The organism is Halomonas sp. AOP30-A1-24 (genome assembly GCF_052378165.1).
Classification (GTDB): Bacteria; Pseudomonadota; Gammaproteobacteria; order Pseudomonadales; family Halomonadaceae; genus Vreelandella; species Vreelandella citrativorans.
Genome location: NZ_JBQSXL010000021.1, coordinates 25,300 through 50,233, shown reverse-complemented (window position 1 = coordinate 50,233; position 24,934 = coordinate 25,300). Strand labels below are relative to the sequence as shown.

The window sequence follows — 24,934 nt, the reverse complement described above, 5'->3', positions numbered from 1 at the left end:
CCATAGGGCTACCAGAAACCCAAAATCACCGGGCGCAAAGACCTTGCTCAGTGACTGACAGGCATAAAAAAACGGGCAGCTCACAAGGAGCTGCCCGTTTCTCAATCTTCGCCAACAATAACTTAGCGGCGCAGACCTAAACGCTGGATCAGAGACTGATAGCGTTCGAAATCTTTACGCTTCAGGTAGTCCAGCAGTTTACGACGCTGGTTTACCATGCGGATCAGACCACGACGCGAGTGGTGATCCTGCTTGTTGGTTTTGAAGTGGTCCTGCAGGCCATTGATGTTGGCGCTCAGCAGTGCAACCTGCACTTCAGGGGAACCGGTATCGTTATCGCCGCGGCCGTATTCGTTGACGATTTCGGCTTTCGTTTCAGCGGTTAATGCCATCTGTCTCTCCAGTAAGCAATATGCCTAAAATTTAATGGGTGAGACCACGCATATTTGCAGTCTCAGGCGACTCTTTTCGACGTACTGTTTCCAGTACTATTTTCGCGCAAACCGTCACATCCTTGCAACGTTTTACCCAGACTCTTACGAGATAGCGACGGTACTTAACAGCCGCTTGGGCGCTACTTCCTGAGCACCTTTTACAACACCGAGGCCGATAAACGTCTCGGCATAATAAAGTCTTGCCAATGCATCGGGGGCCAGCGCACCAATACTCAAGTTGGCCGATTGACCGTGGGCTAGACGCCCGTAAGCCGTTTCGTCCACCTCAAGCGTCGGCAGGTGATCCACCAGCACATCAGCGGGCATTAATTCAGCCTCACGCGAGGCCTGATCCGCCAATGCTTCAAGCGCTTCCAGCGTCCACATCGCATCGCCCGTAAAAGGCCCGGTCTTGAGCCTGCGGAGCTGACTGATGTGGGCACCACACCCAAGCGCCAAACCGATATCTTCGGCCAGCGTACGGATGTAAGTCCCCTTACTGCAGGTGACTTCAAGCTCGAAGGCTTCGCCGTCAAACGCAAGCTGGCGCGCATCATACACGCTTACCCGCCGCGCTGCACGCTCTACCTGCTTACCCTCGCGGGCCAGCTCATAGAGCTTTTTGCCCTGATGCTTGAGCGCTGAATACATCGGCGGCACCTGATCGATCTCACCACGAAAGCGCGCAATAGCAGCTTCAATGTCATCCGCTGTTAACGACGGCACATCGCGGCGTTCAATCACCGTGCCTTCTGCATCACCGGTGTCGGTGATCACACCCAGCTCAACGCGGGTGCGATACATCTTGTCGGCTTCCAGCAGGTGCGCGGAGAACTTGGTGGCCTCGCCCAGGCAAATCGGCAATAAGCCGGTTGCCATAGGGTCCAGCGTGCCGGTATGTCCGGCTTTTTGGGCCTCGAACAAACGACGCACACGCTGCAAGGCATGGTTGCTGGAAATGCCCTTGGGCTTATCCAGCAGTAACACCCCATTGACCGGTAAACCGCGACGGCGACGGGCCATTAGCGCGTCTCCTCACCTTGATCAGAATCACCTTCTTCACCTGCTTGACGAGCCCGGTCAGTCGACACGGCCTCTTCAATCAGGGAAGAGAGGTGCTGCCCACGCACCACGCTCTCATCGTAATGAAAACGCAGTTCAGGGACATGGCGCAGCTGAATGCGTTTGGCAATCTGGCTTCTTAGAAAACCGGCGGCACGCTTAAGCACCTGCAGGTTCTCCTTGATACGCTCAGGCTCCTGCTCACCCAACAGGGTGACATGGATATCGGCGTAGCCAAGATCACGGCTAACGGTTACGCCGCTCACCGTGATCATGCCCAAACGCGGGTCTTTCACTTCGCGTTGAATAAGTACCGCCAGCTCCTTTTGGAGCTGGTCGGCTACTCGGTCGGTACGCTTAAATTCGCGCATGGTTGTCTCCTCGCGGCCTTACAGGCTGCGCTCGACTCTGACTTGATCGAAGACTTCGATCTTGTCGCCGACCTGGACATCGTTGTAGTTCTTCACGCCGATGCCACACTCCATACCGTTACGCACTTCTTGTACGTCGTCCTTGAAGCGGCGCAGCGATTCGAGCTCGCCTTCGTAGATGACCACGTTGTCACGCAGTACGCGGATGCGTTTGCTGCGAGACACGGAACCTTCGACGACCATACAACCCGCCACTGCACCGATCTTCGGCGCACGGAACACATCGCGCACTTCGGCAACACCGACGATCTCTTCTTTCCAGTCGGGGGCGAGCATACCGCTCATCGCCTGCTTGACCTCATCGATCAAGTGGTAGATGACGCTGTAGTAACGCAGATCCAGGCCTTCACGCTCGATAATCTCGCGGGCAGCGGCGTCGGCACGGACGTTGAAGCCGACCACGATTGCCTCAGAGGCCAGCGCCAGGTTGGCGTCAGTACCGGTGATACCACCAACACCTGAAGAGACCACAGCCACTTGTACTTCATCAGTGGAGAGTTCTTCCAGGGCACCTTTAATCGCCTCCAGAGAGCCTTGTACGTCGGCTTTAAGAACGATATTAACCTTGGCCACTTCATCCTGACCCATCTGGCTAAACATGTTCTCAAGCTTGGCTTTCTGCTGACGCGCCAGACGTACTTCGCGGTACTTGCCTTGACGGAAGTTAGCCACTTCACGGGCTTTCTTCTCATCGGCCACGACCATGAAGTCATCACCCGCATCCGGCGTACCGTCCAGGCCCTGAATCTCAACGGGCATGGCCGGGCCGACGCTCTCAACCTGCAGGCCAAGTTCGTTGGTCAGCGCACGTACACGGCCGTAGTGCAGGCCAGCCAGAACGATGTCGCCTTTCTGCAGCGTACCGTTTTGAACCAGTACGGTGGCAACGGGGCCACGACCTCGGTCAAGGCGCGACTCAACGACAACGCCTTTAGCAGGTGCCGACGGCACTGCTTTCAGCTCAAGCACTTCAGAAACCAGCTGAATCGCCTCCAGCAGCTCTTCAATACCGTCACCGGTCTTGGCGGAAACGTGTACAAACTGCGTATCACCGCCCCACTCTTCGGAAATCACGCCGTGCTGCGAGAGTTCGTTACGAATGCGGTCAAAATCAACACCAATCTTATCGACCTTGTTCACCGCAACGACCATGGGTACTTCAGCCGCTTTGGAGTGCTCGATCGCCTCAATGGTCTGGGGCATCACGCCGTCGTCAGCAGCGACCACCAGGATAACCACGTCGGTTGCCTTGGCACCACGAGCACGCATGGCGGTAAACGCCGCGTGGCCAGGGGTATCCAGGAAGGTCACGCCACCATGGCTGTCTTCAACGTGGTAGGCACCGATATGCTGGGTGATACCACCCGCTTCACCGGTGGCCACTTTGGCACGGCGAATGTAGTCCAGCAGTGAGGTCTTACCGTGGTCAACGTGACCCATAACGGTCACGACGGGAGAGCGGGTGATCTCTTCGCCTTCATAGGAGATGCCTTCAAGCATTTCCGTTTCCAGCGCATCATCTTTCACCAGCTTGACCTTGTGGCCCATCTCTTCCACTACGATGGCCGCTGTATCCTGGTCAATCGTTTGGTTGATGGTCACGGCCGCGCCCATGTTAAACATGGCCTTGATGACTTCGTTGGCCTTGATCGACATTTTGTCGGCAAGCTCAGCCACGCTGATTGACTCAGGGATCGATACTTCACGTACAATCGGCTGAGTCGGCTTTTGGAAGCCGTGCTTGCCATTGCCGCTCTGACTTGGGCCACGGCGGCCGCCACGACGCTCGGCACGTTTTACTTTCTTCGCCCCGCCGCCGCGCTTACGCTCTTCGCGATCACCACGGTCATCTTCGTCATCACGACCTTTTTTCTTCGCGACAGCTTTCTTGGGCGGTGCAGTACGACGGTCGGTACGGCCTTCTTTCGGCGGTGCTGGCGGCATTTCCTCTGTCGCTGGCGCAGCTTCGATCTGAAGTTCGGGCACTTCAAGTTTAGGCTCAGCCGCTGCTTTCGCTTCGGCTTCTTTACGCGCGGCGTCTTCCGCTGCCTTGGCTTTAGCGGCGGCTGCTTTCTCGGCAGCTTCACGTGCTTCGCGCGCTTTACGCTCGGCTTCGGCTTCGGCCATATCGCCTACCAACTGACGCGGACCTGAATGCTTAGGCTCAGCGACTTTCGGCTTATCCTCTTCGGCGCTTTTGACGTACGTTTTTTTCTTACGTACTTGCACTTCAATCGTTTTACCGCGTTCGCCGGTTTTAATACGGCTGCGCGTTTTACGGGTCAGCGTGATACGGTTTTTGCTTGTATCAGTGTCGCTGTCGCCGCCATGGCTTTTCTTCAGAAAAGTCAGCAGTTTCTGCTTGTCTTCTTCAGACACGGCATCGCCTTCAGAGGCGTGCTTCAAGCCAGCTTCTTTCATCTGTTCTAGTAGGCGGGGCACATCACGGCCCACCTTTACTGCAAAATCTTTAACTGTCATATCTGACATAGTGACCCTCCTCAGCCCGTGACCTGTTTACTGTGTGTTCGAATCCGATGCGTTATCGTCTTCAAACCAGGGCGCACGGGCAGTCATGATCAGTGCCGCTGCGCGCGCTTCGTCCAACTCCTCGATATCGACCAGATCGTCGACAGACTGCTCGGCGAGATCTTCCATAGTGACAATGCCACGGCTAGCCAGAATGAAGGCCAGATGGCGCTCCATGCCGTCCATTTCCAGCAGATCAGTTGCTGGCTGGGCACCGTCTAGCGCTTCTTCCGAGGCAATCGCCATCGTCAGCAGCTCGTCTTTCGCACGTGCACGCAGCTCTTCAACCAGATCTTCATCGAACTCTTCGATCTCGAGCATTTCTTCAAGCGGCACGTAGGCAACTTCTTCCAGGGTAGTAAACCCTTCTTCTACCAGCAGGCGGGCCACGTCTTCGTCCACTTCAAGGTGCTGAACGAACGTGTCCACCAGGCTATCAATCTCCTGCTCGCGCTTGGAGTCAGCTTCTTCTTCGGTCATCACGTTGATACGCCAGCCGGTAAGCTCTGACGCCAAGCGTACGTTTTGACCACTACGCCCAATTGCCTGTGCCAGGTTATCCTGAGCAACCGCCACGTCCATTGCGTGGGCATCCTCGTCGACAAGGATAGACCCAACATCAGCGGGCGCCATGGCATTAATGACCAGCTGGGCGGGATTGTCGTCCCACAGCACGATATCGACACGCTCATTTTGCAGCTCAGACGAAACAGCCTGAACGCGTGAACCACGCATCCCCACACACGCCCCTACCGGGTCGATGCGGCGATCATTGGTCTTAACGGCAATTTTGGCACGTGAGCCAGGGTCGCGCGCAGCCCCTTTAATCTCAATCAGCTGTTCAGCGATTTCAGGTACTTCAATTTTAAACAGCTCGATAATCAACGCCGGGTTGGTACGCGACAGCTGCAGCTGGGCACCCCGTGCATCCGGGTCAACTTTAACCAGCAGTGCGCGAACCCGCTCGTTCATGCGGTAACGCTCGCCGTGGATCACCTCATTGCGCGGCAAGAAGGCTTCAGCATTCTCGCCCAAATCGATAATCAGGCCGTCGCGAGTGGTCTTTTTGACAATACCGGCCACCAGCTCGCCTTCACGGTCCGCATATTGGCGAACCACTTCAGCGCGCTCAGCTTCACGCACTTTTTGTACGATGACCTGCTTGGCAGTTTGGGCGGCAATACGTCCAAACATCGCGTTTTCGATCTGCTGTTCAACAACGTCGCCAAGCTTCAAAGGCGGGTCGCGCTGCTCGGCGATGGTCTCTTTGATTTCGTAATCTGGCGTTTCGAATTCGTCATCTTCAACCACTGTCCAGTAGCGGAAGGTGTCGTATTCCCCTGTACGGCGGTCGATACGCACCCGTACATTGGCTTCTTCATTTTCAAAACGCTTGCGTGACGCGCTCGCAAGAGCCGCTTCTACCGCCTCGAAGATGACATCCCGGGGGACGCCTTTTTCGTTGGAGATCGCGTCAACGACCATTAAAATTTCTTTACTCATGCGTTTGCCTCGCCAGAAAACCTGTCCTTTTGTGCATCACCCCGGCAGCCTGCCGGCAGCGCCGCCACCCGGTTAATCGTCGAACTGCGGTACGATGTGCGCTGAATCAATGCTTTCAATCGGAAAGCAGAACTCCTCGCCATCCAGTTGTAGCAGTACTTCATCACCCTCGACACCTGCCAAGAGCCCCTGGTATTTGCGCCGTCCATCAAACGCCACGCGCAGCTTAAGTGCGACATGGTGGCCTTGATAGCGGGTAAATTGATCCAGGGTATATAAAGGGCGTGCCATACCGGGCGAAGAGACTTCCAGCCGGTACTCACCGGGAATGGGATCTTCCACGTCCATCACAGCACTGACTTGGCGACTAATATCAGCGCAATTTTCCACACTGACACCGCTTTCGCTTTCGATGTAAACCACCAACCGCGAATGCTTGCCTTGGGAAACATGATCGATGCCCCATAGCTCAAAGCCCATGGCGGCGACGACAGGTTCAATTAGCGCATGTAGCGCTGCGTGTTTAGTGGCCACAGACAAAGCTCCTATAGCCGTTGCATCAGGCACCTGGCCAGGAGTTATTAGAGAAGCCAGGAGGCTGATTGGCGTTACCCGGAATGTGTCTCCGGCAACTCGGACGATATCCGCTCTTGAGACACGCTTGTTAACAAAAAGCTTGCTAACAAAAAGCCCCTTCACAGGAAGGGGCTTTTCATAAGAAACCTGTAATACCAACCAGGAAACACAGCGCAGGATTTACCTACTTGGCAATTAACCCTTATCGACATCTCATTACCATGATCTGTCAGGCTAGTCGCCTATCTAACGTGCTACCAGGAAATGGTAGCGGGGACCGGATTTGAACCGATGACCTTCGGGTTATGAGCCCGACGAGCTACCAGACTGCTCCACCCCGCATCAATCTAGGTCGACGATAATAGACACTTGAACCACTTACGTCAAGAACTCTTTTCGTCTCAGGCGCTAAACCTGGGTTTCTTTATCAAAACGTTTTTTGACGAACGTTGTTTGATAAAGAGTCTGGGAAGCTGGCGAGCCAGCAAAACAGATGGTGCCGAAGGCGGGACTTGAACCCGCACGACCATACGGTCACTACCCCCTCAAGATAGCGTGTCTACCAATTCCACCACTTCGGCATCAGGGGAGGCTAAAGAAAGCGACATCAAGCATTTACTCGCTGCTTTCCTCTAGCACTGGCGCGGTATTATCCACACTTGCAGGGCTATCGTCAAGCGTTGGAACGCTTTGCTGTTGCTCGATCAGGCGTGAATCAGGAATACCCGCTTCCGGCGCCTGGCCTGCTTGCGTTGCAAAGTACGCCAGCGCCATAGAGGTTACGAAAAAACCTGCTGCCAGAACCGCGGTGGTACGCGACAAAAAGCTACCGCTACCGCGCGAGCCAAATACCGTTTGCGAGGCACCGCCTCCAAACGCGGCACCCGCTTCGGCACCTTTACCCTGCTGAAGCAGGATCAATACAACCAGGGCGACCGCAATCACCACGTGGACCATAAGAATTGCAACTTGCATGGCGTTATCCTGCTGACTGACAAATGGCGTAAAAATCATCGGTTTTGAGCGAAGCACCGCCCACTAAACCGCCGTCGATATCCGGCTGGGCAAGTAGCTCAGCCGCATTTTTTGCGTTCATACTGCCGCCGTAGAGCAACCGCATCTGCTCAGCGAGCGCTGCACTAAACTCTGCGAGGTAGGCGCGGATTCCGGCCATTACGTCCTGCGCCTGCTCGGGCGTTGCTGTCCGCCCGGTACCAATCGCCCATACGGGTTCATAGGCAATCACGACCGCTTGGCGCTGCTCGGGCGCTAAACGCGTCATCGCATAGCCTACCTGGCGCAATACCACATCCATGGTCTTCTCGGCATCGCGTTCGGCAAGTGACTCACCCACACACAGAATGGGTGTCAGGCCATTATCCAGCGCCGCCAATAAGCGATCAAACACCTGCTCATCGCTTTCACAGTACAGCTCGCGACGCTCGGAGTGACCCACCAGCACATACGCCACTTCGAACTCTTTGAGCATACATCCGCTCACTTCACCCGTGTGTGCACCAGACTCGATAGGATTGAGCGTCTGGGCGCCTAACGCTAGCGGTGTATTGCGAAACGCCTGACGCGCCGCGTCCAGATAAGGAAAGGGGGGAATAAGCACAACGTCCAAGGCTGCAGGTAACGAGACATCAGCAAACGCGCTGCCAAAATCATTTATCAGTGCAGCGGACCCGTTCATTTTCCAATTACCGGCAATTAATGGCGTACGCATGAACTCTCCTCACTCAAGGTGGAGCGAAATGGTATAGGAGCGGCCTTGACAAGACAACCGCTGACAAGCACAGCTGCCTTATTTGAGCAAGGCTTGAACACGATCAGCCAGCCCCTGAGTCAACTGATCAACATTCAAGTGACCGCAGCCTTCTACCATCACGCGAATCAATGGCTCGGTGCCGGAGGGCCGCAACAGCACCCGCCCTTGATCACCCAGCTGTTTTTCAACGTCAGCAACAGCGTCCTGCAGGGCGCTTAATGCCATGACATCATGCGCCAAGGTCCCAGCGGGCAAGCGCACATTCACCAAGGCCTGCGGGACTTTCTCAAACCCTTTCAGCAATTCCGGCAGCGATGCTTGCTCACGGATCATCAATGCCAACACCTGTAGAGCAGCGACAATGCCGTCTCCAGTGGTTTGCACATGACCGCATACAATATGCCCCGACGCTTCGCCACCCAGCTCCCACTCGTTAGCCGCCATCATCTCCATGACAAAGCGATCGCCCACCTTGGCCCGTTTAAAGGGGATACCCAGCTTTTCAAGCGCGACAGCAAGGCCAAAGTTACTCATTAAGGTGCCGACCACGCCGCCTGCTAACAGGCCTCGCTCATGACGGTCACGAGCAATCAAATAGAGAATATCATCGCCATCAATTTCGCGGCCATCACTATCCACCATCAACACTCGGTCCCCATCACCATCAAATGCGATGCCTAAATCGGCCCCCCGGTGGATGACCGCAGCACGTAGCGCCGCAGGATGTGTAGAGCCTACTTGATGGTTAATATTCAAGCCATCAGGTGACGCGCCGATAACGCTGACCTCTGCGCCTAGCTCGCGAAACACGTTTGGCGCAATGTGATAGGTCGCACCGTGGGAGCAATCCAGCACAACGTTTAGCCCATGCAGGCTTAAGCGGTCTGGCAGTGTCGATTTGCAAAATTCAATATAGCGACCAGCGGCATCACCGATCCGAGTTGCCTTGCCTAGCTGGGCCGCTTCAGCGGTCGTTAACGGCGCCTCCAGCATGGCTTCGATACGGTCTTCTGTCTCATCGGGGAGCTTTTTACCCTCTGCCGAGAAAAACTTGATGCCGTTATCATCAAACGGATTATGTGATGCTGAAATCACGATCCCTGCATCGGCACGAAACGTGCGGGTGAGATACGCAATACCTGGTGTCGGCATGGGCCCCAAAAGCGACACATCAACGCCTGCTGCTGAAAGCCCGGCTTCTAACGCCGACTCAAACATGTAACCTGAAATACGCGTGTCTTTACCAATCAACACCCGCGTCCGCCCCTTTTCGCGGCGCAATACCTGGCCCGCTGCCCAACCAAGCTTGAGCATAAAATCGGCAGTGATTGGTGCCTGTCCGACCGTGCCCCGAATCCCGTCGGTACCAAAATAGCGTCGTGTCATGAATATTTTTCCTCGTTTAGCGGCATGTCGCACCCCTCCTGGAGTACCGCCCAGGCCATATTAACGGCATCGACCGTCGGCCCCACATCGTGCACACGTAGAATTTTAGCGCCACGCTCAACGGCCATGGCAGACAGCGCAAGACCACCCGCCAAACGCTCTTCAACCGGACGCCCCAGCACTTTGCCAATCATGCTTTTACGCGACATTCCCACCAACAGCGGCAAACCAAGCGCCTGCAGGGCATCCATATATTTTAGCAGGCGCAAATTGTGTTCAACCGTTTTACCAAACCCAAAGCCCGGGTCGAGCAGCAAACGGCTGCGACGCAGGCCAGCAGCCTCGCACTCCGCGACACGCTGCGCTAGATAATCAGCGACAGCCGCTTCCACCGGCTGGTCATAAGAAGGTGACTGCTGCATATCCTGCGGCTCACCCTGGCGGTGCATTAAACAGACAGGAAGCCCGCTGCCAATGGCCGCCATTAAGGCATCTTCACGCTCAAGCGCACGCACGTCGTTAATCATTCCAGCGCCCAGCGCGCTTGATTCGCGCATCACCAGCGAGCAGCTGGTATCGACTGATACCAACGCATCCAGCTCACGAACCAGCGCTTCAACAACCGGCCCGACCCGATCAAGCTCCTCTTGAGCACTTAGCGGCTCAGCCCCGGGGCGCGTCGACTCACCGCCCACATCAATAATCGCGGCACCTTCGGCAAGCATACGCTCGGCATGACGCAGCGCGTCATCCAGCGCTACGTGCCGACCACCATCAGAAAAAGAGTCGGGCGTAACATTTAAAATCCCCATAACGCGAGGAAAAGAGAGATCCAGTACATGGCGCCCGCAACGCATGTGCACATTCTCATTCATTGCGGGTGATAAAGAGGGGTCAATTATTGATTTCATGCGGCTGCCTATTAAAAAGAAGCACTGCTACTGCCTGAATAACAGCATAACAAAAAGGCGCCCCATATTGGGGCGCCTTTGCAGTGGCCGGAGCGTATCAGGAGCCCGTTGAACCACCTAGCGGGTCAGAGGGGCGTCGGCGAGGCTTGTCATCATCCTCGTCACCCTCATCCCCTGAAGCACCACCACCAGACGCATGATCAGTGGCGTTCGGTGAATCGTTCTGCGTCGTCGGTGCGTCATCGCTAACGGGCGTGCCACCACCAGGTGAATCACCGTCGTTCCAACCTTCCGGCGGACGCGGGTCACGGCCCTCCATGATATCTTTCAACTGGTCGGCATCGATGGTTTCGTACTTCATCAACGCTTCGGTCATGGCTTCCAGCTTATCGCGATTATCGGTCAGGATCTGACGCGCCTGCTCATAACAATCGTCAATAATCTTACGTACTTCTTTATCAAGACGCGTCGTTGTGTCACCCGACTTCATCTTGCTGCCGCCCTGGCCCGGGCCACCGAGAAACTGATGTGACTCATCTTCGTCGTACATGATCGGGCCCATCTCGTCTGACAGCCCCCATTTCGCGACCATGTTATGAGCCAGTTCGGTAGCGCGCTTGATGTCATTAGAAGCGCCGGTGGTGACACCGTTGGCCCCCAGCGTCATCTCTTCGGCGATACGGCCACCGAACAGCGAACAAATCTGGCTAAGAATCTGCTGACGCGACAGGCTATAACGGTCTTCCTCGGGCAGGAACATGGTGACACCCAATGCCCGACCGCGCGGAATAATCGTTACCTTGTAGACCGGGTCGTGCTCAGGCATCACCAGGCCGATAATCGCATGGCCCGATTCGTGATAAGCCGTATTCAGCTTCTCTTTATCGGTCATGACCATCGATTTGCGCTCAGCACCCATCATGATCTTGTCTTTGGCAAGCTCTAGCTCTTCCATGCTGACCAAGCGCTTGTTACGGCGCGCGGCGAACAGTGCTGACTCATTCACCAGGTTAGCCAAATCGGCACCTGAGAAACCTGGCGTTCCACGCGCAATAATCGACGGTTTAACGTCTTCTGCCAGCGGCACCTTACGCAGGTGAACGCCCAGAATATGCTCACGGCCACGGATATCTGGTAAGCCAACGGTCACCTGACGGTCAAAACGGCCTGGACGCAGCAGCGCTGGGTCAAGTACGTCCGGACGGTTGGTCGCGGCAATCACGATAACGCCTTCGTTGGCTTCAAAGCCGTCCATCTCAACCAGCAACTGGTTAAGCGTCTGCTCACGCTCATCATTACCGCCGCCCATACCGGCACCGCGTGAACGACCTACCGCGTCAATCTCATCGATAAAGATAATACAGGGCGACTGCTTCTTGGCCTGTTCGAACATGTCACGTACACGCGATGCACCGACACCCACAAACATTTCAACGAAGTCGGAACCGGAAATCGAGAAGAACGGCACCTTGGCTTCACCGGCAATCGATTTTGCCAGCAGCGTTTTACCGGTACCCGGCGGGCCCACCATCAATACACCGCGAGGGATCGTACCGCCCAGGCGCTGGAACTTGGTTGGATCGCGCAGGAAGTCGACAAGCTCCTCCACTTCCTCTTTCGCTTCATCACAACCGGCTACATCGGCAAACGTGGTTTTGATCTGGTCCTGAGAAAGCAGCTTGGCCTTGGACTTGCCAAAGCTCATCGGGCCGCCTTTACCGCCACCAGCGCCGCCCTGCATCTGGCGCATAAAGAACATAAAGATGGCCAGGATCAACAGAATCGGGAAGCTTGCGATCAGCAGGCGCATCCAGATGCTTTGCTGCTCTGGCGCTTTACCCACCACCGTTACATTATTGCTTAGCAGGTCATCCATCAGCTTGGGGTCTTCAGCCGCCGGACGAATCGTCTGGAACTGCGAACCGTCCGTACGCTCACCGTTAATGGTATAGCCATCAATGGTAACGCTACGCACCTGCTGATTTTGCACCTGCTCCACAAACTGGGAGTAATTGGTGCTTTGGGGAGCACTTTCGGTACTAAAATTGTTGAACACTGTCAGTAGCACAGCCGCGATGACCAGCCACAAAATCAGGTTCTTCGCCATATCGTTCAAGGGGCTACCCTCATTACAAGAATCCGTCAGTTAAACGCCAATACTGAGACCTTACACCAGTACCTGGCGTTCAACCATTGCCAAAGCACTATTAACTTTGGGCCATCTGTATCACGCTTATCTCATGCGTATAATGTGACACACCTTGCGCCTGCCTGTCTGGCAATCGCGATGATAAATCTTTGCTATGCACGACCTGTCAGTTTAGCCGCGAAACCCCTCCGCTAAAAAGTAGACTTCCCGCGAACGAGCCCGCGAGGCATCTGGCTTACGGATCACGACACGATCAAAACTGCCGCGCAATTCTTTAAGGTAGGCGTCAAATCCTTCCCCCTGAAACACCTTGGCCAGAAAGCGGCCTTTGGGGGGCAGTGTCTCACGGGCGAGCTCTAGTGCCAGCTCTACAAGGTACATAGCCTGAGGCTGGTCAATCGCAGCCATACCACTCATATTGGGGGCCATGTCGGACATCACAAGGTCTACCTGACGATTTCCCAGCCGTTCAAGAATCGCATTAAGCACCGACTCTTCCGTAAAATCGCCTTGAATAAAGTCCACCCCTGCCAGCGCGTCCATCTCCAGTATGTCAGAGGCGATCACCACACCGTCCATACCGACTTTTTCAGCGGCGATCTGACTCCAACCGCCAGGCGCCGCGCCTAGATCAATGATCGTCATGCCCGGGCGAAGCAGCTTATCTTTTTCATCCAGCTCCAGCAGTTTATAGCTTGCGCGAGAGCGATAACCATCCTGCCAACTCTGTTTCACGTACTGGTCGTCAAAGTGCTCTTTCTTCCAGTTGTTGCTGGTTTTGCTCACTGAATGTTTACGACTCGGGGGCTTTTGCTGCATATCAGAATCTAACACTGCAATATAGAGATGGGCGCGTTAACGCGATAGCTTTCACTTGGTGGCATTTCACCGTAAGATGGAACGTTAAGCGCTAACCGGGATACCGCAAGATACCATGAGCTTGTCACAGGCACAAAAGAAAGCATTTCGCAGCATTGGCCACCATTTGAACCCAGTGGTCACCGTTTCTGAAAACGGCGTCTCCGAAAATTTGCTCACAGAACTCAACCGCGCGCTCAACGATCACGAGCTTATCAAGGTGAAACTTGCCCTGCCTGAGCGTGACGACCGTGCGGCCATGCTAAACGAACTGGTCACCGGCAGCCGCGCCGACGTCGTGCAAACGATTGGCAAAATGGCACTGCTTTATCGCAAAAACCCTAAAGCCAATCCGAAGCTCTCTAACGTTTCACGCTTCGAGGGTCACCACGGCCGCCACTAACGCGTTACTGTCTGGCTGTTACAAAGAGCGATAAAAAGCCCGCGATTCGGTTGATATCAACCTGATAAGCGGGCTTTTTTTATGGGCGCCCATTAAGTTGGGCACCCACTAGCTCTATAGACCTAGCGCTTAGGCATATTCAACGCTTTCGATCTCATACTCAACGTCGCCACCGGGTGTTTTCACCACGGCAACGTCGCCCTCTTCTTTACCGATCAACGCACGTGCAATAGGGGACGTGACAGAAATGCGGCCAGACTTAATATCTGCCTCATCTTCGCCCACAATGCGGTAGGTCACGCTGGCATCCGTATCCAGGTTGAGCAGAGCGACCGTGACACCAAAGATCACTTTCCCTGTATTCGGCAGCTTGGTGACATCAATCACCTGCGCTACCGAAAGCTTGCTCTCGATTTCCTGAATACGGCCTTCGATAAACCCCTGTTGTTCACGGGCAGCGTGGTATTCGGCGTTCTCCTTAAGGTCGCCGTGCTCACGCGCTTCGGCAATCGACGCAATCACTCGCGGGCGCGCTTCGCCCTTCAAATGATTGAGTTCTTCGCGAAGACTTTTTTCACCCGCAACCGTCATCGGGACCTTGTTCATTGACTTGCTCCTGCATGCAGATCCTGAAGGCGACGCACCGTAATCTCCCTACCGTACTCAAGTGCCATACAAACGGCATTAGCGCCCGCCAAGGTGGTTGCATAGGGCACCTTGCGCGCAAGAGCAGTACGGCGAATGACCGAAGAGTCATTAATAGCCTGACGACCTTCGGTAGTGTTCACGATGTAGGCGATTTCGTCGTTCTTAAGCAGATCGACGATATGGGGACGACCTTCATAGACTTTATTGACGTGCTCGACCGCAAGCCCAGCGGCTTCCAGTGCTTCGGCTGTGCCGCGTGTCGCGCATAGTGTGAAGCCTAATGTTAGCAGAGAACGAGCGACTTCGATAATCCCCGCCTTGTCCGGCTCACGCACGGAAAGGAACGCCTTGCGGTCACCCTCAAGCGCCGGGATTGCTTCGCCAGCACCCAACTGCGCCTTAAAGAATGCTTCGGCAAAGGTCTCGCCTGAACCCATTACTTCACCGGTGGACTTCATTTCTGGCGACAGAATCGGGTCAACGCCCTGGAACTTATTGAACGGGAAAACCGCCTCTTTCACGCTATAGAAGTGCGGAATGATTTCGCGCTCAAAGCCCTGCTCGGCAAGTGTCGTGCCCGCCATGCAGCGTGCCGCAATCTGGGCCAGCGAGGTACCAATGCACTTGGAGACAAACGGTACGGTACGCGACGCACGCGGGTTAACTTCAATCACGTAGATCTCGCCATCCTGCCAGGCCAGCTGCACGTTCATTAAGCCCTTTACGCCCAGCTCCACGGCCATCTGCTTGATCTGCTCGCGCATCTCATCCTGTACATCGGCGGGTAGCGAGTAAGGCGGCAGCGCACAGGCGGAGTCACCGGAGTGAACGCCCGCTTGCTCGACGTGCTGCATAATGCCGCCAATGACTACCTGCTGGCCGTCTGAAACCGCATCAATGTCGATCTCAATGGCAGCACTCAGGAAGTGGTCCAGCAGCACCGGTGAGTCGTTGGAAACCTTGACCGCATTGGTCATGTAGTTCTCAAGCTCAGAGGCGTCGTAGACGATCTCCATGGCCCGACCGCCCAACACGTAGCTCGGGCGCACGACCAGCGGGTAACCAATGGTTTCCGCCTTGGCGAAGGCTTCTTCAAAGCTGCGTGCGGTAGCGTTAGGCGGCTGTTTCAGGCCGAGCTTGTCGATCATCACCTGGAAGCGCTCGCGGTCTTCAGCACGGTCAATCGCATCCGGTGTGGTGCCGATAATTGGCACACCAGCCGCTTCCAGCTCACGAGCCAGTTTCAGCGGCGTTTGACCACCGAACTGAACAATCACGCCAACCGGCTTCTCTTTGTCAGCAATTTCAAGCACGTCTTCAAGCGTCACCGGCTCGAAGTAGAGGCGATCAGAGGTGTCATAATCCGTCGACACGGTTTCCGGGTTGCAGTTGACCATGATGGTTTCATAGCCGTCATCGCGCATGGCGAAGGCGGCGTGCACACAGCAGTAGTCAAACTCGATGCCTTGACCAATACGGTTCGGCCCGCCACCCAGCACCATGATCTTCTGGCGATCAGATACGTCCGCTTCACACTCCTCTTCATAGGTGGAGTACATGTAGGCGGTATCAGAAGCGAACTCAGCGGCGCAGGTATCCACGCGCTTGTAGACCGGACGAACACCAGCGGCCTGACGCGTTTGGCGGAACTCTTTTTCGCTCACGTTCAGCAGCGTGGCCAGGCGCGCATCGCCAAAGCCTTTGCGCTTGAGCTGATAGAGTTCGCGCGCAGAGAAATCGCTTAGTGAGCGCTTGGCAACGGCGGCTTCGGTCAATACCAGGTCTTCCATCTGGACCAGGAACCAGGGGTCGATATTGGTCAGTGCGAAGACGTCATCCACGCTCATACCTGAACGCATGGCATCGGCCACATAGAAGATACGCTCAGCGCCTGCCGCCTGAAGTTCTCCCTTGATCAGGGCCATATTTTCCGGGTTGAAATCGGTAATAATCGGGTCGAGACCGTCGTTACCGGTTTCCGTACCGCGCAGCGCTTTTTGCAGCGACTCTTGGAAGGTACGGCCAATGGCCATGACCTCGCCCACCGACTTCATCTGAGTCGTCAGGCGATCATTGGCCTGCGGAAACTTCTCAAATGTGAAGCGCGGGATCTTGGTGACCACGTAGTCGATAGACGGCTCGAACGACGCTGGCGTGCGTCCACCGGTAATATCGTTTTGCAGCTCATCCAGGGTGTAGCCAATCGCCAGCTTGGCGGCAATTTTGGCAATCGGGAAGCCGGTGGCCTTGGATGCCAGTGCGGAAGAGCGTGACACCCGCGGGTTCATCTCGATCACGACCAGGCGGCCGGTTTTCGGGTCCATACCGAACTGCACGTTGGAGCCACCGGTTTCTACGCCAATCTCGCGCAGCACCGCAAGGCTTGCGTCGCGCATGATCTGGTACTCTTTGTCCGTCAGCGTTTGCGCCGGTGCGACAGTAATCGAGTCGCCGGTATGCACACCCATCGGGTCAAAGTTTTCAATCGCACAGACAATGATGCAATTATCTTTTTTGTCGCGAACGACCTCCATTTCGTACTCTTTCCAACCCAGCAGCGACTCATCAATCAGCAGCTCGTGGTTGTTGGAAAGCTCGAAACCACGCGTACAAATCTCTTCAAACTCTTCCTTGTTGTACGCCACGCCGCCGCCGGAGCCGCCCATGGTGTAGGAAGGCCGAATAATGGTCGGAAAGCCAAGCTCGGCTTGAATTTCCCACGCTTCGTCCATGGTGTGCGCGACTTTCGCTTTCGGGCACTCAAGGCCAATACGCTTCATGGCCTGGTCAAACAAGTCACGGTCTTCGGCCATGTTGATGGCGTCGGCGTTGGCGCCGATCATCTCCACGCCGTGCTTTTCCAACACGCCATGTTTTTCCAGATCCAGCGCACAGTTAAGCGCGGTCTGACCACCCATGGTGGGCAGAATAGCATCGGGCTTTTCAGCCTCGATGATCTTCTCAACGGCCTGCCAGGTAATCGGCTCAATGTAGGTAGCATCCGCCATGGCCGGGTCGGTCATGATGGTGGCCGGGTTGGAGTTCACCAAAATAACCCGGAACCCCTCCTCGCGCAGCGCCTTACACGCCTGGGCGCCGGAGTAGTCGAATTCGCAGGCCTGGCCGATAACAATCGGGCCAGCGCCAATGATCAAAATACTGTTTAAGTCGGTACGCTTAGGCATAACGGTTCCCGCAAAAAATGGTGACGAAGAGCGACAAAAGCGGCATACAGTGATGAAGCAGAGCCTGCGTTAGCGGCGTGCCTGCATCATCGTGATGAAGCGATCAAACAGCGGCGCTACATCACGCGGGCCGGGGCTGGCTTCCGGGTGACCCTGAAAACTAAATGCGGGTCGGTCGGTGCGCTCAATACCCTGCAGCGTGCCGTCGAACAGCGAACGATGGGTGGCGCGCAAATTGGCCGGCAGGCTCGTTTCATCGGCGGCAAAACCATGGTTCTGGCTGGTGATCATCACAGCGCCCGTGTCCAAATCCTGAACCGGATGGTTAGCACCGTGGTGGCCATGGTTCATTTTGACGGTTTTGGCACCCGAGGCGAGCGCGAGCAACTGGTGGCCCAGGCAAATACCGAACACCGGCGTGTCCGTTTCGAGTACGTCCTGAATGGCTTTGATGGCGTAATCGCAGGGTTCGGGGTCACCTGGGCCGTTGGCCAGGAAAACGCCGTCCGGATTCATCGCCAGCACATCAGCGGCGGGCGTTTGCGCGGGCACCACCGTCAGGCGGCAGCCGCGGGCAGCCAGCATGCGCAGAATGTTGAATTTCACGCCGTAATCAAACGCCACAACATGGTAAGGGCGCTCGCCTTTCGTTGCATCCGCATAGCCTTCGCCCAGCGTCCACTCACCTTCTGTCCACTCATAAGCCTCTTTGCAGGAGACTTCTTTGGCCAGGTCCATACCTTTCAAACCAGGAAAGGCGTTGGCGGCCGCCAACGCGCGCTCAACGGCGTCATCACCCTGTGCGTCTTCGCCTGCCAAAATCGCCCCGTTTTGGGCACCTTTATCGCGCAAAATACGCGTCAGGCGGCGGGTATCAATATCAGCGATACCCACAACGTTTTGGCTTGCCAGGTAGTCAGACAGCGTTTGCTCAGAGCGGAAACTGCTGGCCATCAGGGGCAAGTCGCGGATAACCAAACCGGCGGCGGCAATAGAAGCTGACTCAATGTCTTCAGCGTTAATGCCGGTATTGCCGATATGGGGGTAAGTGAGCGTTACGATTTGGCGGGTATAGGAGGGGTCAGTCAGGATTTCTTGATAGCCGGTCATGGCTGTATTGAACACTACCTCACCGCTTGTTAATCCGTCCGCGCCAATGGCGATTCCATGAAACACGCTGCCGTCTTCCAGGGCCAAAATCGCAGGTTTGCTCAATGCGGGGTTATTCAAGTCAAGGTCCTCCCATGCTGGTGGGAGCCTGTGGGCGCAGGCTCAGCGATGCTGGTTGAAAACATCCGCAGGATGCCCTCACCAGAATCGAGATTAATGTTTGAAGTCTGGTTTTTTTAAACCCGGCGTTGAAACCCAGCTACCAAAACTTCAGTATCAAATGCTTAAAACTCGGGTCGTAAAAAAGCGGGACGAAGCCGATAAAGAAAAAATCGGTTTCATCCCGCTTGTTGTTCTGGGCATCTCAGGTCTGTGATCAGGCCTATATGCCAAAGGCAATACAGACGCTGTAGCTAATTTCGCTGTCACTAAATTCGCACTAACGAACCTGAGCAGGCAGTGGGCTGACCAACGCAACAAGCGCGCCGTCTGTTTTTCATGGGCCACCCGGCCAAAATTTATGGAATGTTACAGCATATTCTGGCCTTTGACTACCCATAAAAACCCGCAACGCGTGGTGCGCTTCTAAAGCGGGCCAAGATCGATGCGATGCTTCTCACTAAAGCCCTAACACATCCTGCATGTCGTAACGGCCATGCTTTTGGCCTGCGACCCAGCGCGCCGCACGTACAGCGCCTTTGGCAAACGTCATGCGGCTGGAAGCCTTGTGGGTAATTTCGATGCGCTCGCCTTCGGTGGCGAACATCACCGTGTGCTCGCCGACGATATCGCCCGCACGTACAGTGGCAAAGCCAATCTCTTTATCGGTACGCGGACCACACTGGCCTACTCGCTCAAACACGCCGTGCTCTTTTAAGGTACGACCGAGGCTATCGGCCACCACTTCGCCCATTTTAATCGCAGTGCCGGAGGGCGCATCCACCTTGTGGCGGTGATGCGACTCGATAATCTCGATATCGTAGCCTTCATCGCCCAGCGCTTTAGCGGCGGTTTCCAGAAGCTTGAGCGTGAGATTAACCCCAACGCTCATATTAGGTGCGAACACCATCGCCACTTTATCGCGGTAGCTATCCAGCTGGGCAAGCTCATCATCGCTCATGCCCGTGGTGCCGATCACCATGCACTTATCGTGCTTGGCACAAAATGCCAGATTCGCCAGCGTTACCTGGGGCGCGGTAAAGTCGATCAGCACATCGAAGTCGTTAACGATTGCGTCAAGGGAGTCGACTGCGCTAACACCGCACTTGCCCACGCCCGCTAACTCACCAATATCCGCACCTGCCAACGAGCTGCCTGGCTCGACAATTCCACCGGCGAGCGTCGCGCCAGCATCCTGTTCAATAGCGCTTACCAGCGTACGGCCCATTCGGCCAGCCACGCCTACAATGGCAACTCGGGTCATGCGAACTCCTGCATTTTGCGATCAATTACGTCGAATCAAACTGAATAGTAACCAAGCGGTGATTATAACAGACGCTTCAAGCAGTGCTGTGCTTGTGTTTCAGGCGGCCTGACTTTCCTTGCCGCTGGTTTTCAACGCTCTAGCATCTAAAGGCATGTCTTCTAAAAGCGTCAGTTTTGCCAAACGACAATCAGTTCCTCGTCTTTCGCCATGCGCACAAGGTGATTTTCCACCACGCCTTCCAACTGATCCAGATGCTCCTCTTCCAGGGCTTCGATAGACACCAGCAACTTGTCAGCTTCTGCGTGCAACAAGCAGGTGCCTTTGTCAGGAAATACAATCCTGCCCTCCTGCTGGCTGTGCTCAACCTCCAACTTATGCGCCCAGTGCTTGCAAAGCCGGTTAATGATGCGCTCGCCTGATGCAGTCGCAATTTCAGCACGTGATAAAGGCATAGTATTCTCCACTGGATAAAGGGTGTTACCTCTAGCTTATGGGTAACAGGGATAGCCGCCAAACAGTTAAATGCCTTGATAGCGCAACAGCGTGTTCAGCACCGTCTGAAAAATGTTCTTACCGTAACAGATGTCATCTCGACAGCTACATCGGATTCCATGATAATGCATCACTATGAGAATGCGAATTATACCCAAAAACTTCATATTCGATGCTATGCGCTGACACCAGCTCCAGCTTGGCGCACTGACAACCGACCCACCCACAAGTGATCAATACGCTTATGACGTCCTCTCTTTTAAAAACGCTGATAGGTACGGCAGCGGTTGTGAGCTGCACTACGGCAGCGGCAGACCCTGTTACCGTTACCGATGTTACCGGCCGTGAAGTCACACTGGAGGCGCCCGCTGAGCGTGTTATCCTGGGTGAGGGTCGTCAGATCTACATGCTCGGCCTACTGGAGCCTGAAGCCCCGTTTGCGCATATCGTCGGCTGGCGCGAAGATTTTTTCCAAGCAGACCCTGATAACTACGCCCGCTACGCGGAACGCTTTCCTGAAATTGAAGCTCTGCCAACGTTTGGCGGCTTTAAAGACGGCACCTTCGACGTTGAGCAGGCCGCCTCGCTTAACCCTGACGTGGTCTTTATGAACCTTGAGGCCAAAGCCGCCACCGAAGATGCCGCCTATGATGACAAACTTGCTCAATTGGGCATTCCGATCATCTACGTCGATTTTCGTGAAGACCCCATCGAGCACACCATCCCCTCCATGCGCATCATGGGCCAGGTCATGAACGACGAAGCGGCGGCTGAGGAGTTTATTGACTTCGCTGAGGCGCAGCTGGCGCGGGTGACCGATGTCATTAACGAAGCGAACCCCGAGCGCCCCAGCGTCTTTATCGACCGCGCGGGCGGCTACTCGGATGAGTGCTGCATGAGCTTTGGGCCCGGTAACTTCGGCGAGTATGTGACACTGGCAGGCGGCACCAATATTGCCGACGGCATCATTCCCGGCAGTTTCGGCACGCTAAATCCTGAGCAGATCATTGCTGCAAACCCTGATCACGTTGTTGTGACCGGCGGTAATTGGGACGCCTACGTACCCGGCGGTGCCTGGGTAGGCGTAGGGCCCGGCTCTGATATGCAAGCCGCTCACGCCAAGCTTGAAGCGCTGACCTCGCGTACCGCCATGACCGGTATCCAGGCGGTGGAAGATGGTAACTTCCACGCTATTTGGCACCAGTTTTACAACAGCCCCTACTACTTCGTAGCCATTCAGCAGCTCGCCAAATGGCTGCACCCAGCGCTGTTTGAAGATTTAGACCCTGAAGCCACCCTGCAAGAGCTTCACGACCGCTTCTTGCCTATTGATTACGAGCCGGGTTACTGGGTATCGCTCCATGACGACTGAGACTATTGCCGCCGACAGCTACTCACAGGGGCGCGCCTTCTACCGCACTCAGGTATTCCGCCGCCAGATGATTCTCTTGGTGCTGGTGGTGGCGCTGTTATTTAGTCTCTGCGTTGATTTGGCACTGGGGCCAGCCCGCTATAGCTTGGGCGAAGTGGTCGCCGCTCTGCTGACACCCCAAAGCGTCAGCCAGCAGGCACGTGTCATTCTCTGGGAAATCCGCATGCCGGTGGCGCTGATGGCCCTGGTGGTGGGCGCCAGCCTTTCGGTAGCCGGCGCGCAGATGCAAACCATTCTAAGCAACCCGCTGGCCAGCCCCTTTACGTTGGGCATTTCCGCTGGGGCAAGCTTTGGCGCCGCCCTTGGGCTAGCCTTCGGCGTGGCGATTGTGCCCACTGCCATTGAGTTCGTGGTGCCGCTTAACGCCTTTATCATGGCCATGTTCACCGCGTTTCTCATCCACGCGCTGAGCCTTAAACGCGGCGTGACGGTGGAAACCATCGTACTGCTCGGCATCGCCATGGTGTTCATCTTCAACTCACTAATGGCGCTGATCCAGTTTTTTGCAAGCCAGGAAGCCGTCTCGGCAGTGGTGTTCTGGACCATGGGCAGCTTAACCAAAGCGACATGGCCCAAATTCTGGATTGCGCTGGGCATTCTTGCCGCCGTTATGCCGCTGCTTGCCCGTCACGGCTGGGCGCTTACCGCCATGCGCCTGGGCGATGCCAAGGCCGAAAGCATGGGCGTTAACCCACGTGCGCTGCGGTTGGAAGTGCTGGTGCTGGTATCGCTGCTTGCCGCAGTGGCCGTGGCGTTTGTGGGCACTATCGGTTTTATCGGCCTGGTAGGACCGCATATTGCACGCATCCTGCTGGGTGAAGATCAACGCTTCTTCCTGCCGGGTTCAGCACTTTGCGGTGCACTGATTCTTTCGGTGGGCTCGGTGATCTCCAAGATTATTATTCCAGGCACGATTATTCCCATCGGTATTATCACGTCGCTGGTGGGCATTCCCTTCTTCCTGTTTCTGGTGCTCAACCACAAGAAGGCTTCATGGTAACCCTACAGCTAACCCGCGTCTCGGCCCGCTACGGACGCCGCTCAATTCTGGAAGATATCACGACGCCCTGCTTTCAAGGCGGTCAAGTCGTTGCCCTGCTGGGCCCTAACGCTGCCGGGAAATCGACGCTTTTCAGGCGTATTCTAGGCCTGCTGAAAGGCGAAGGTGACGTCGCTATTCGCCATACAAGCGCCGGGCGCCCGGTGGCCTATATGCCCCAGGACACCGGCGCCAAAGCGGTATTGACGGTTTATGAGTCGGTGCTGCTCGCACGCATGCAAGGACGCAGCCTGAAAGTGCAGCCAGAGGATCTGGCCCAGGTGGACCGGGCACTTGAAGAGCTTAATATCACGCCACTTGGCGAGCGTGACATTGGCGATTTAAGCGGCGGCCAACGCCAGTTGGTCAGCGCGGCGCAGGCACTGGTACAAGAGCCCGAGATTCTGATGCTGGATGAACCCACGTCGGCGCTGGACCTTAACCGCCAGATCAACCTGCTAACGGTGTTGCGCCGCTTGGCAGATGAGCGCCAGATGCTGATTCTGGTGGCACTCCACGATTTAGGCCATGCGCTGCGCTTTACCGATGCCTCCATGGTGCTTGAAAACGGCCGCCTGATCGCATGCGGCCAGACCAAAGATGTCATTACCCCTGAGCTTTTGCGCCAGGTGTACAAGGTGGCGGCGCGTATCGAGCCGTGCTCGAAAGGCCGCCCCCAGCTTATCGTCGAAGAAGCTGTCTAAACCGCCGCCCTTCCAGGGCGGCGAGCGCCACCCCACTGAGCATCAAGGGAAGCGCCAGCAAGAAATTACTTGATACCGGAATACCGAACAGCACCCAGTCGGCGGCTACTGGCCAAATCAGTGCAATGTATTCAAACGGTGCAAGCCGCGATGCCTCGGCATAGCGCAGTGCCAGCGTCATGGCAATATGCGCCGCACCACCAAACAGCCCCGAGAGCACCAACAGCCAAAGGGCCTTTGTATCCAGCGCCGCCCACCCCAACGGCAGCGTGGCCAGCCCCGCAAGCGCAGACACCAAAATAAAGTAAAAAGCGATAGAAGCTGCTGTTTCAGTGCGTGAAATGCGCCTAACGGTAAGCAGCGCCCCTGCCGTTAAAAGTGCGCTTAGCGCGCCCAACACATAGCCGGTCATCAGGCCACTTTCAGAGCTGGCATTAAGGCCTGGCAACACCAGCACCGCCATACCGGCAAGCGCCAACAAAATAGCCCCAGCGCGATAAAACGAGAACCGCTCACCCAGCAATAGCACCCCGCCCACTGCCATAAACACCGGCGTTAGCTGAGCCAACAGCGTTGCCTCGGCAACGGGCAGCAGTGCGACCGCCGCAAACGAGGCAAACATCGCCGCCGCCCCCAACCCCGAACGCAGCGCATGGCCCAACGGACGACGCGTCGCCAGTCCTCCCGGGAATTCCCGGCGAATCATCAGAAAAACCATAATCGGCAACAGCGCAAACAACGAGCGGAAAAACACCGACTGCCCCACCGGCACGTCATCACTCACCGCTTTAATACACACCAACATGCCGGTAAACAGCAGACCGGAAAGAATTCTGAGCCAAATGCCCAACGTGGGTTTGTCCTGCAAGCTATCCATTACGCTTT

Annotated in this window: 22 protein-coding genes and 2 tRNA genes; 4 read left to right on the top strand and 20 right to left on the bottom strand. The window is 55.7% G+C overall.

Annotated features, from left to right (window positions below):
* Positions 1-122 precede the first annotated feature (122 nt).
* The 14 genes from rpsO to rlmE all read right to left on the bottom strand — a co-directional run bounded on the left by rpsO (position 123) and on the right by rlmE (position 13,571).
* Positions 123-392, bottom strand: coding sequence for a 30S ribosomal protein S15 (rpsO, locus tag ACT3TJ_RS12695; RefSeq protein ID WP_018917553.1), 270 nt, complete (start codon positions 390-392; stop codon positions 123-125).
* A 144-nt stretch (positions 393-536) separates the two neighbouring features.
* Positions 537-1,457 (bottom strand): tRNA pseudouridine(55) synthase TruB, encoded by a 921-nt coding sequence (gene truB / locus ACT3TJ_RS12690; protein ID WP_193053251.1) that lies wholly within the window; start codon positions 1,455-1,457, stop codon positions 537-539.
* Positions 1,457-1,867, bottom strand: coding sequence for a 30S ribosome-binding factor RbfA (gene rbfA, locus ACT3TJ_RS12685; RefSeq protein WP_193053250.1), 411 nt, complete (start codon positions 1,865-1,867; stop codon positions 1,457-1,459). Before rbfA ends, truB begins: the two co-directional genes overlap by 1 nt.
* A gap of 18 nt (positions 1,868-1,885) precedes the next feature.
* On the bottom strand, positions 1,886-4,417 hold the full coding sequence (infB, locus tag ACT3TJ_RS12680) for a translation initiation factor IF-2 (protein WP_172117593.1): 2,532 nt from the start codon (positions 4,415-4,417) through the stop codon (positions 1,886-1,888).
* A gap of 27 nt (positions 4,418-4,444) precedes the next feature.
* A complete protein-coding gene (gene nusA / locus ACT3TJ_RS12675; RefSeq protein ID WP_444621372.1) occupies positions 4,445-5,959 on the bottom strand; it encodes a transcription termination factor NusA in 1,515 nt (504 codons plus the stop codon).
* A gap of 72 nt (positions 5,960-6,031) precedes the next feature.
* Positions 6,032-6,493 carry a ribosome maturation factor RimP gene (rimP, locus tag ACT3TJ_RS12670; RefSeq protein ID WP_172117595.1) on the bottom strand — a complete coding sequence of 154 codons (462 nt, stop codon included), beginning with the start codon at positions 6,491-6,493 and terminating at the stop codon, positions 6,032-6,034.
* Between the two features lie 307 nt (positions 6,494-6,800).
* Positions 6,801-6,877: transfer RNA gene (locus ACT3TJ_RS12665), tRNA-Met, on the bottom strand.
* A 152-nt stretch (positions 6,878-7,029) separates the two neighbouring features.
* A tRNA-Leu gene (locus tag ACT3TJ_RS12660) sits at positions 7,030-7,116 on the bottom strand.
* Positions 7,117-7,150: 34 nt separating this feature from the next.
* On the bottom strand, positions 7,151-7,510 hold the full coding sequence (secG, locus tag ACT3TJ_RS12655; protein ID WP_172117596.1) for a preprotein translocase subunit SecG: 360 nt from the start codon (positions 7,508-7,510) through the stop codon (positions 7,151-7,153).
* Between the two features lie 4 nt (positions 7,511-7,514).
* Positions 7,515-8,264, bottom strand: coding sequence for a triose-phosphate isomerase (tpiA, locus tag ACT3TJ_RS12650; RefSeq protein WP_193053249.1), 750 nt, complete (start codon positions 8,262-8,264; stop codon positions 7,515-7,517).
* A gap of 78 nt (positions 8,265-8,342) precedes the next feature.
* On the bottom strand, positions 8,343-9,692 hold the full coding sequence (gene glmM, locus ACT3TJ_RS12645; protein ID WP_172117598.1) for a phosphoglucosamine mutase: 1,350 nt from the start codon (positions 9,690-9,692) through the stop codon (positions 8,343-8,345).
* The gene (gene folP / locus ACT3TJ_RS12640; protein WP_226912055.1) at positions 9,689-10,603 is read right to left on the bottom strand and encodes a dihydropteroate synthase; all 915 of its coding nucleotides are present in this window, start codon (positions 10,601-10,603) and stop codon (positions 9,689-9,691) included. The genes glmM and folP overlap by 4 nt, the downstream gene beginning before the upstream one ends.
* Before the next feature lie 97 nt (positions 10,604-10,700).
* On the bottom strand, positions 10,701-12,719 hold the full coding sequence (ftsH, locus tag ACT3TJ_RS12635) for an ATP-dependent zinc metalloprotease FtsH (RefSeq protein ID WP_193053248.1): 2,019 nt from the start codon (positions 12,717-12,719) through the stop codon (positions 10,701-10,703).
* Positions 12,720-12,923: 204 nt separating this feature from the next.
* Positions 12,924-13,571, bottom strand: coding sequence for a 23S rRNA (uridine(2552)-2'-O)-methyltransferase RlmE (gene rlmE / locus ACT3TJ_RS12630; protein WP_172117600.1), 648 nt, complete (start codon positions 13,569-13,571; stop codon positions 12,924-12,926).
* 115 nt (positions 13,572-13,686) lie between these two features.
* Here rlmE and yhbY point away from each other — a divergent pair, with 115 nt between their 5' ends.
* Positions 13,687-14,013 (top strand): ribosome assembly RNA-binding protein YhbY, encoded by a 327-nt coding sequence (gene yhbY / locus ACT3TJ_RS12625; protein WP_087108709.1) that lies wholly within the window; start codon positions 13,687-13,689, stop codon positions 14,011-14,013.
* Between the two features lie 129 nt (positions 14,014-14,142).
* Here the strand turns inward: yhbY and greA are convergent, their stop codons facing one another.
* From greA to ACT3TJ_RS12600, 5 genes are all read right to left on the bottom strand, one after another.
* Positions 14,143-14,619 (bottom strand): transcription elongation factor GreA, encoded by a 477-nt coding sequence (gene greA, locus ACT3TJ_RS12620; protein WP_172117601.1) that lies wholly within the window; start codon positions 14,617-14,619, stop codon positions 14,143-14,145.
* A complete protein-coding gene (gene carB / locus ACT3TJ_RS12615; protein ID WP_193053247.1) occupies positions 14,616-17,846 on the bottom strand; it encodes a carbamoyl-phosphate synthase large subunit in 3,231 nt (1,076 codons plus the stop codon). Before carB ends, greA begins: the two co-directional genes overlap by 4 nt.
* 69 nt (positions 17,847-17,915) lie before the next feature.
* Positions 17,916-19,061, bottom strand: coding sequence for a glutamine-hydrolyzing carbamoyl-phosphate synthase small subunit (carA, locus tag ACT3TJ_RS12610; RefSeq protein WP_172117790.1), 1,146 nt, complete (start codon positions 19,059-19,061; stop codon positions 17,916-17,918).
* Positions 19,062-19,575: 514 nt separating this feature from the next.
* The gene (gene dapB / locus ACT3TJ_RS12605) at positions 19,576-20,379 is read right to left on the bottom strand and encodes a 4-hydroxy-tetrahydrodipicolinate reductase (RefSeq protein ID WP_193053246.1); all 804 of its coding nucleotides are present in this window, start codon (positions 20,377-20,379) and stop codon (positions 19,576-19,578) included.
* Between the two features lie 170 nt (positions 20,380-20,549).
* Entirely contained in the window at positions 20,550-20,834 is a 285-nt protein-coding gene (locus tag ACT3TJ_RS12600) for a DUF2218 domain-containing protein (RefSeq protein WP_087108719.1), read from the bottom strand.
* Between the two features lie 284 nt (positions 20,835-21,118).
* Between ACT3TJ_RS12600 and ACT3TJ_RS12595 the strand changes: the two genes are divergently transcribed.
* Genes ACT3TJ_RS12595 through ACT3TJ_RS12585 form a run of 3 tightly spaced genes read left to right on the top strand, consistent with a single transcriptional unit; the run spans position 21,119 to position 24,049 of the window.
* Complete coding sequence (locus ACT3TJ_RS12595; protein WP_193053245.1) at positions 21,119-22,246, top strand: ABC transporter substrate-binding protein; 1,128 nt, start codon at positions 21,119-21,121, stop codon at positions 22,244-22,246.
* Positions 22,236-23,306, top strand: a complete 1,071-nt coding sequence (locus ACT3TJ_RS12590; protein WP_193053244.1) for a FecCD family ABC transporter permease — start codon at positions 22,236-22,238, stop codon at positions 23,304-23,306. Before ACT3TJ_RS12595 ends, ACT3TJ_RS12590 begins: the two co-directional genes overlap by 11 nt.
* A complete protein-coding gene (locus ACT3TJ_RS12585; protein ID WP_193053243.1) occupies positions 23,300-24,049 on the top strand; it encodes an ABC transporter ATP-binding protein in 750 nt (249 codons plus the stop codon). The genes ACT3TJ_RS12590 and ACT3TJ_RS12585 overlap by 7 nt, the downstream gene beginning before the upstream one ends.
* Here the strand turns inward: ACT3TJ_RS12585 and ACT3TJ_RS12580 are convergent.
* Positions 24,027-24,926 (bottom strand): DMT family transporter, encoded by a 900-nt coding sequence (locus ACT3TJ_RS12580; RefSeq protein WP_193053242.1) that lies wholly within the window; start codon positions 24,924-24,926, stop codon positions 24,027-24,029. The two genes, ACT3TJ_RS12585 and ACT3TJ_RS12580, sit on opposite strands and share 23 nt — an antisense overlap.
* Positions 24,927-24,934: the final 8 nt, after the last annotated feature.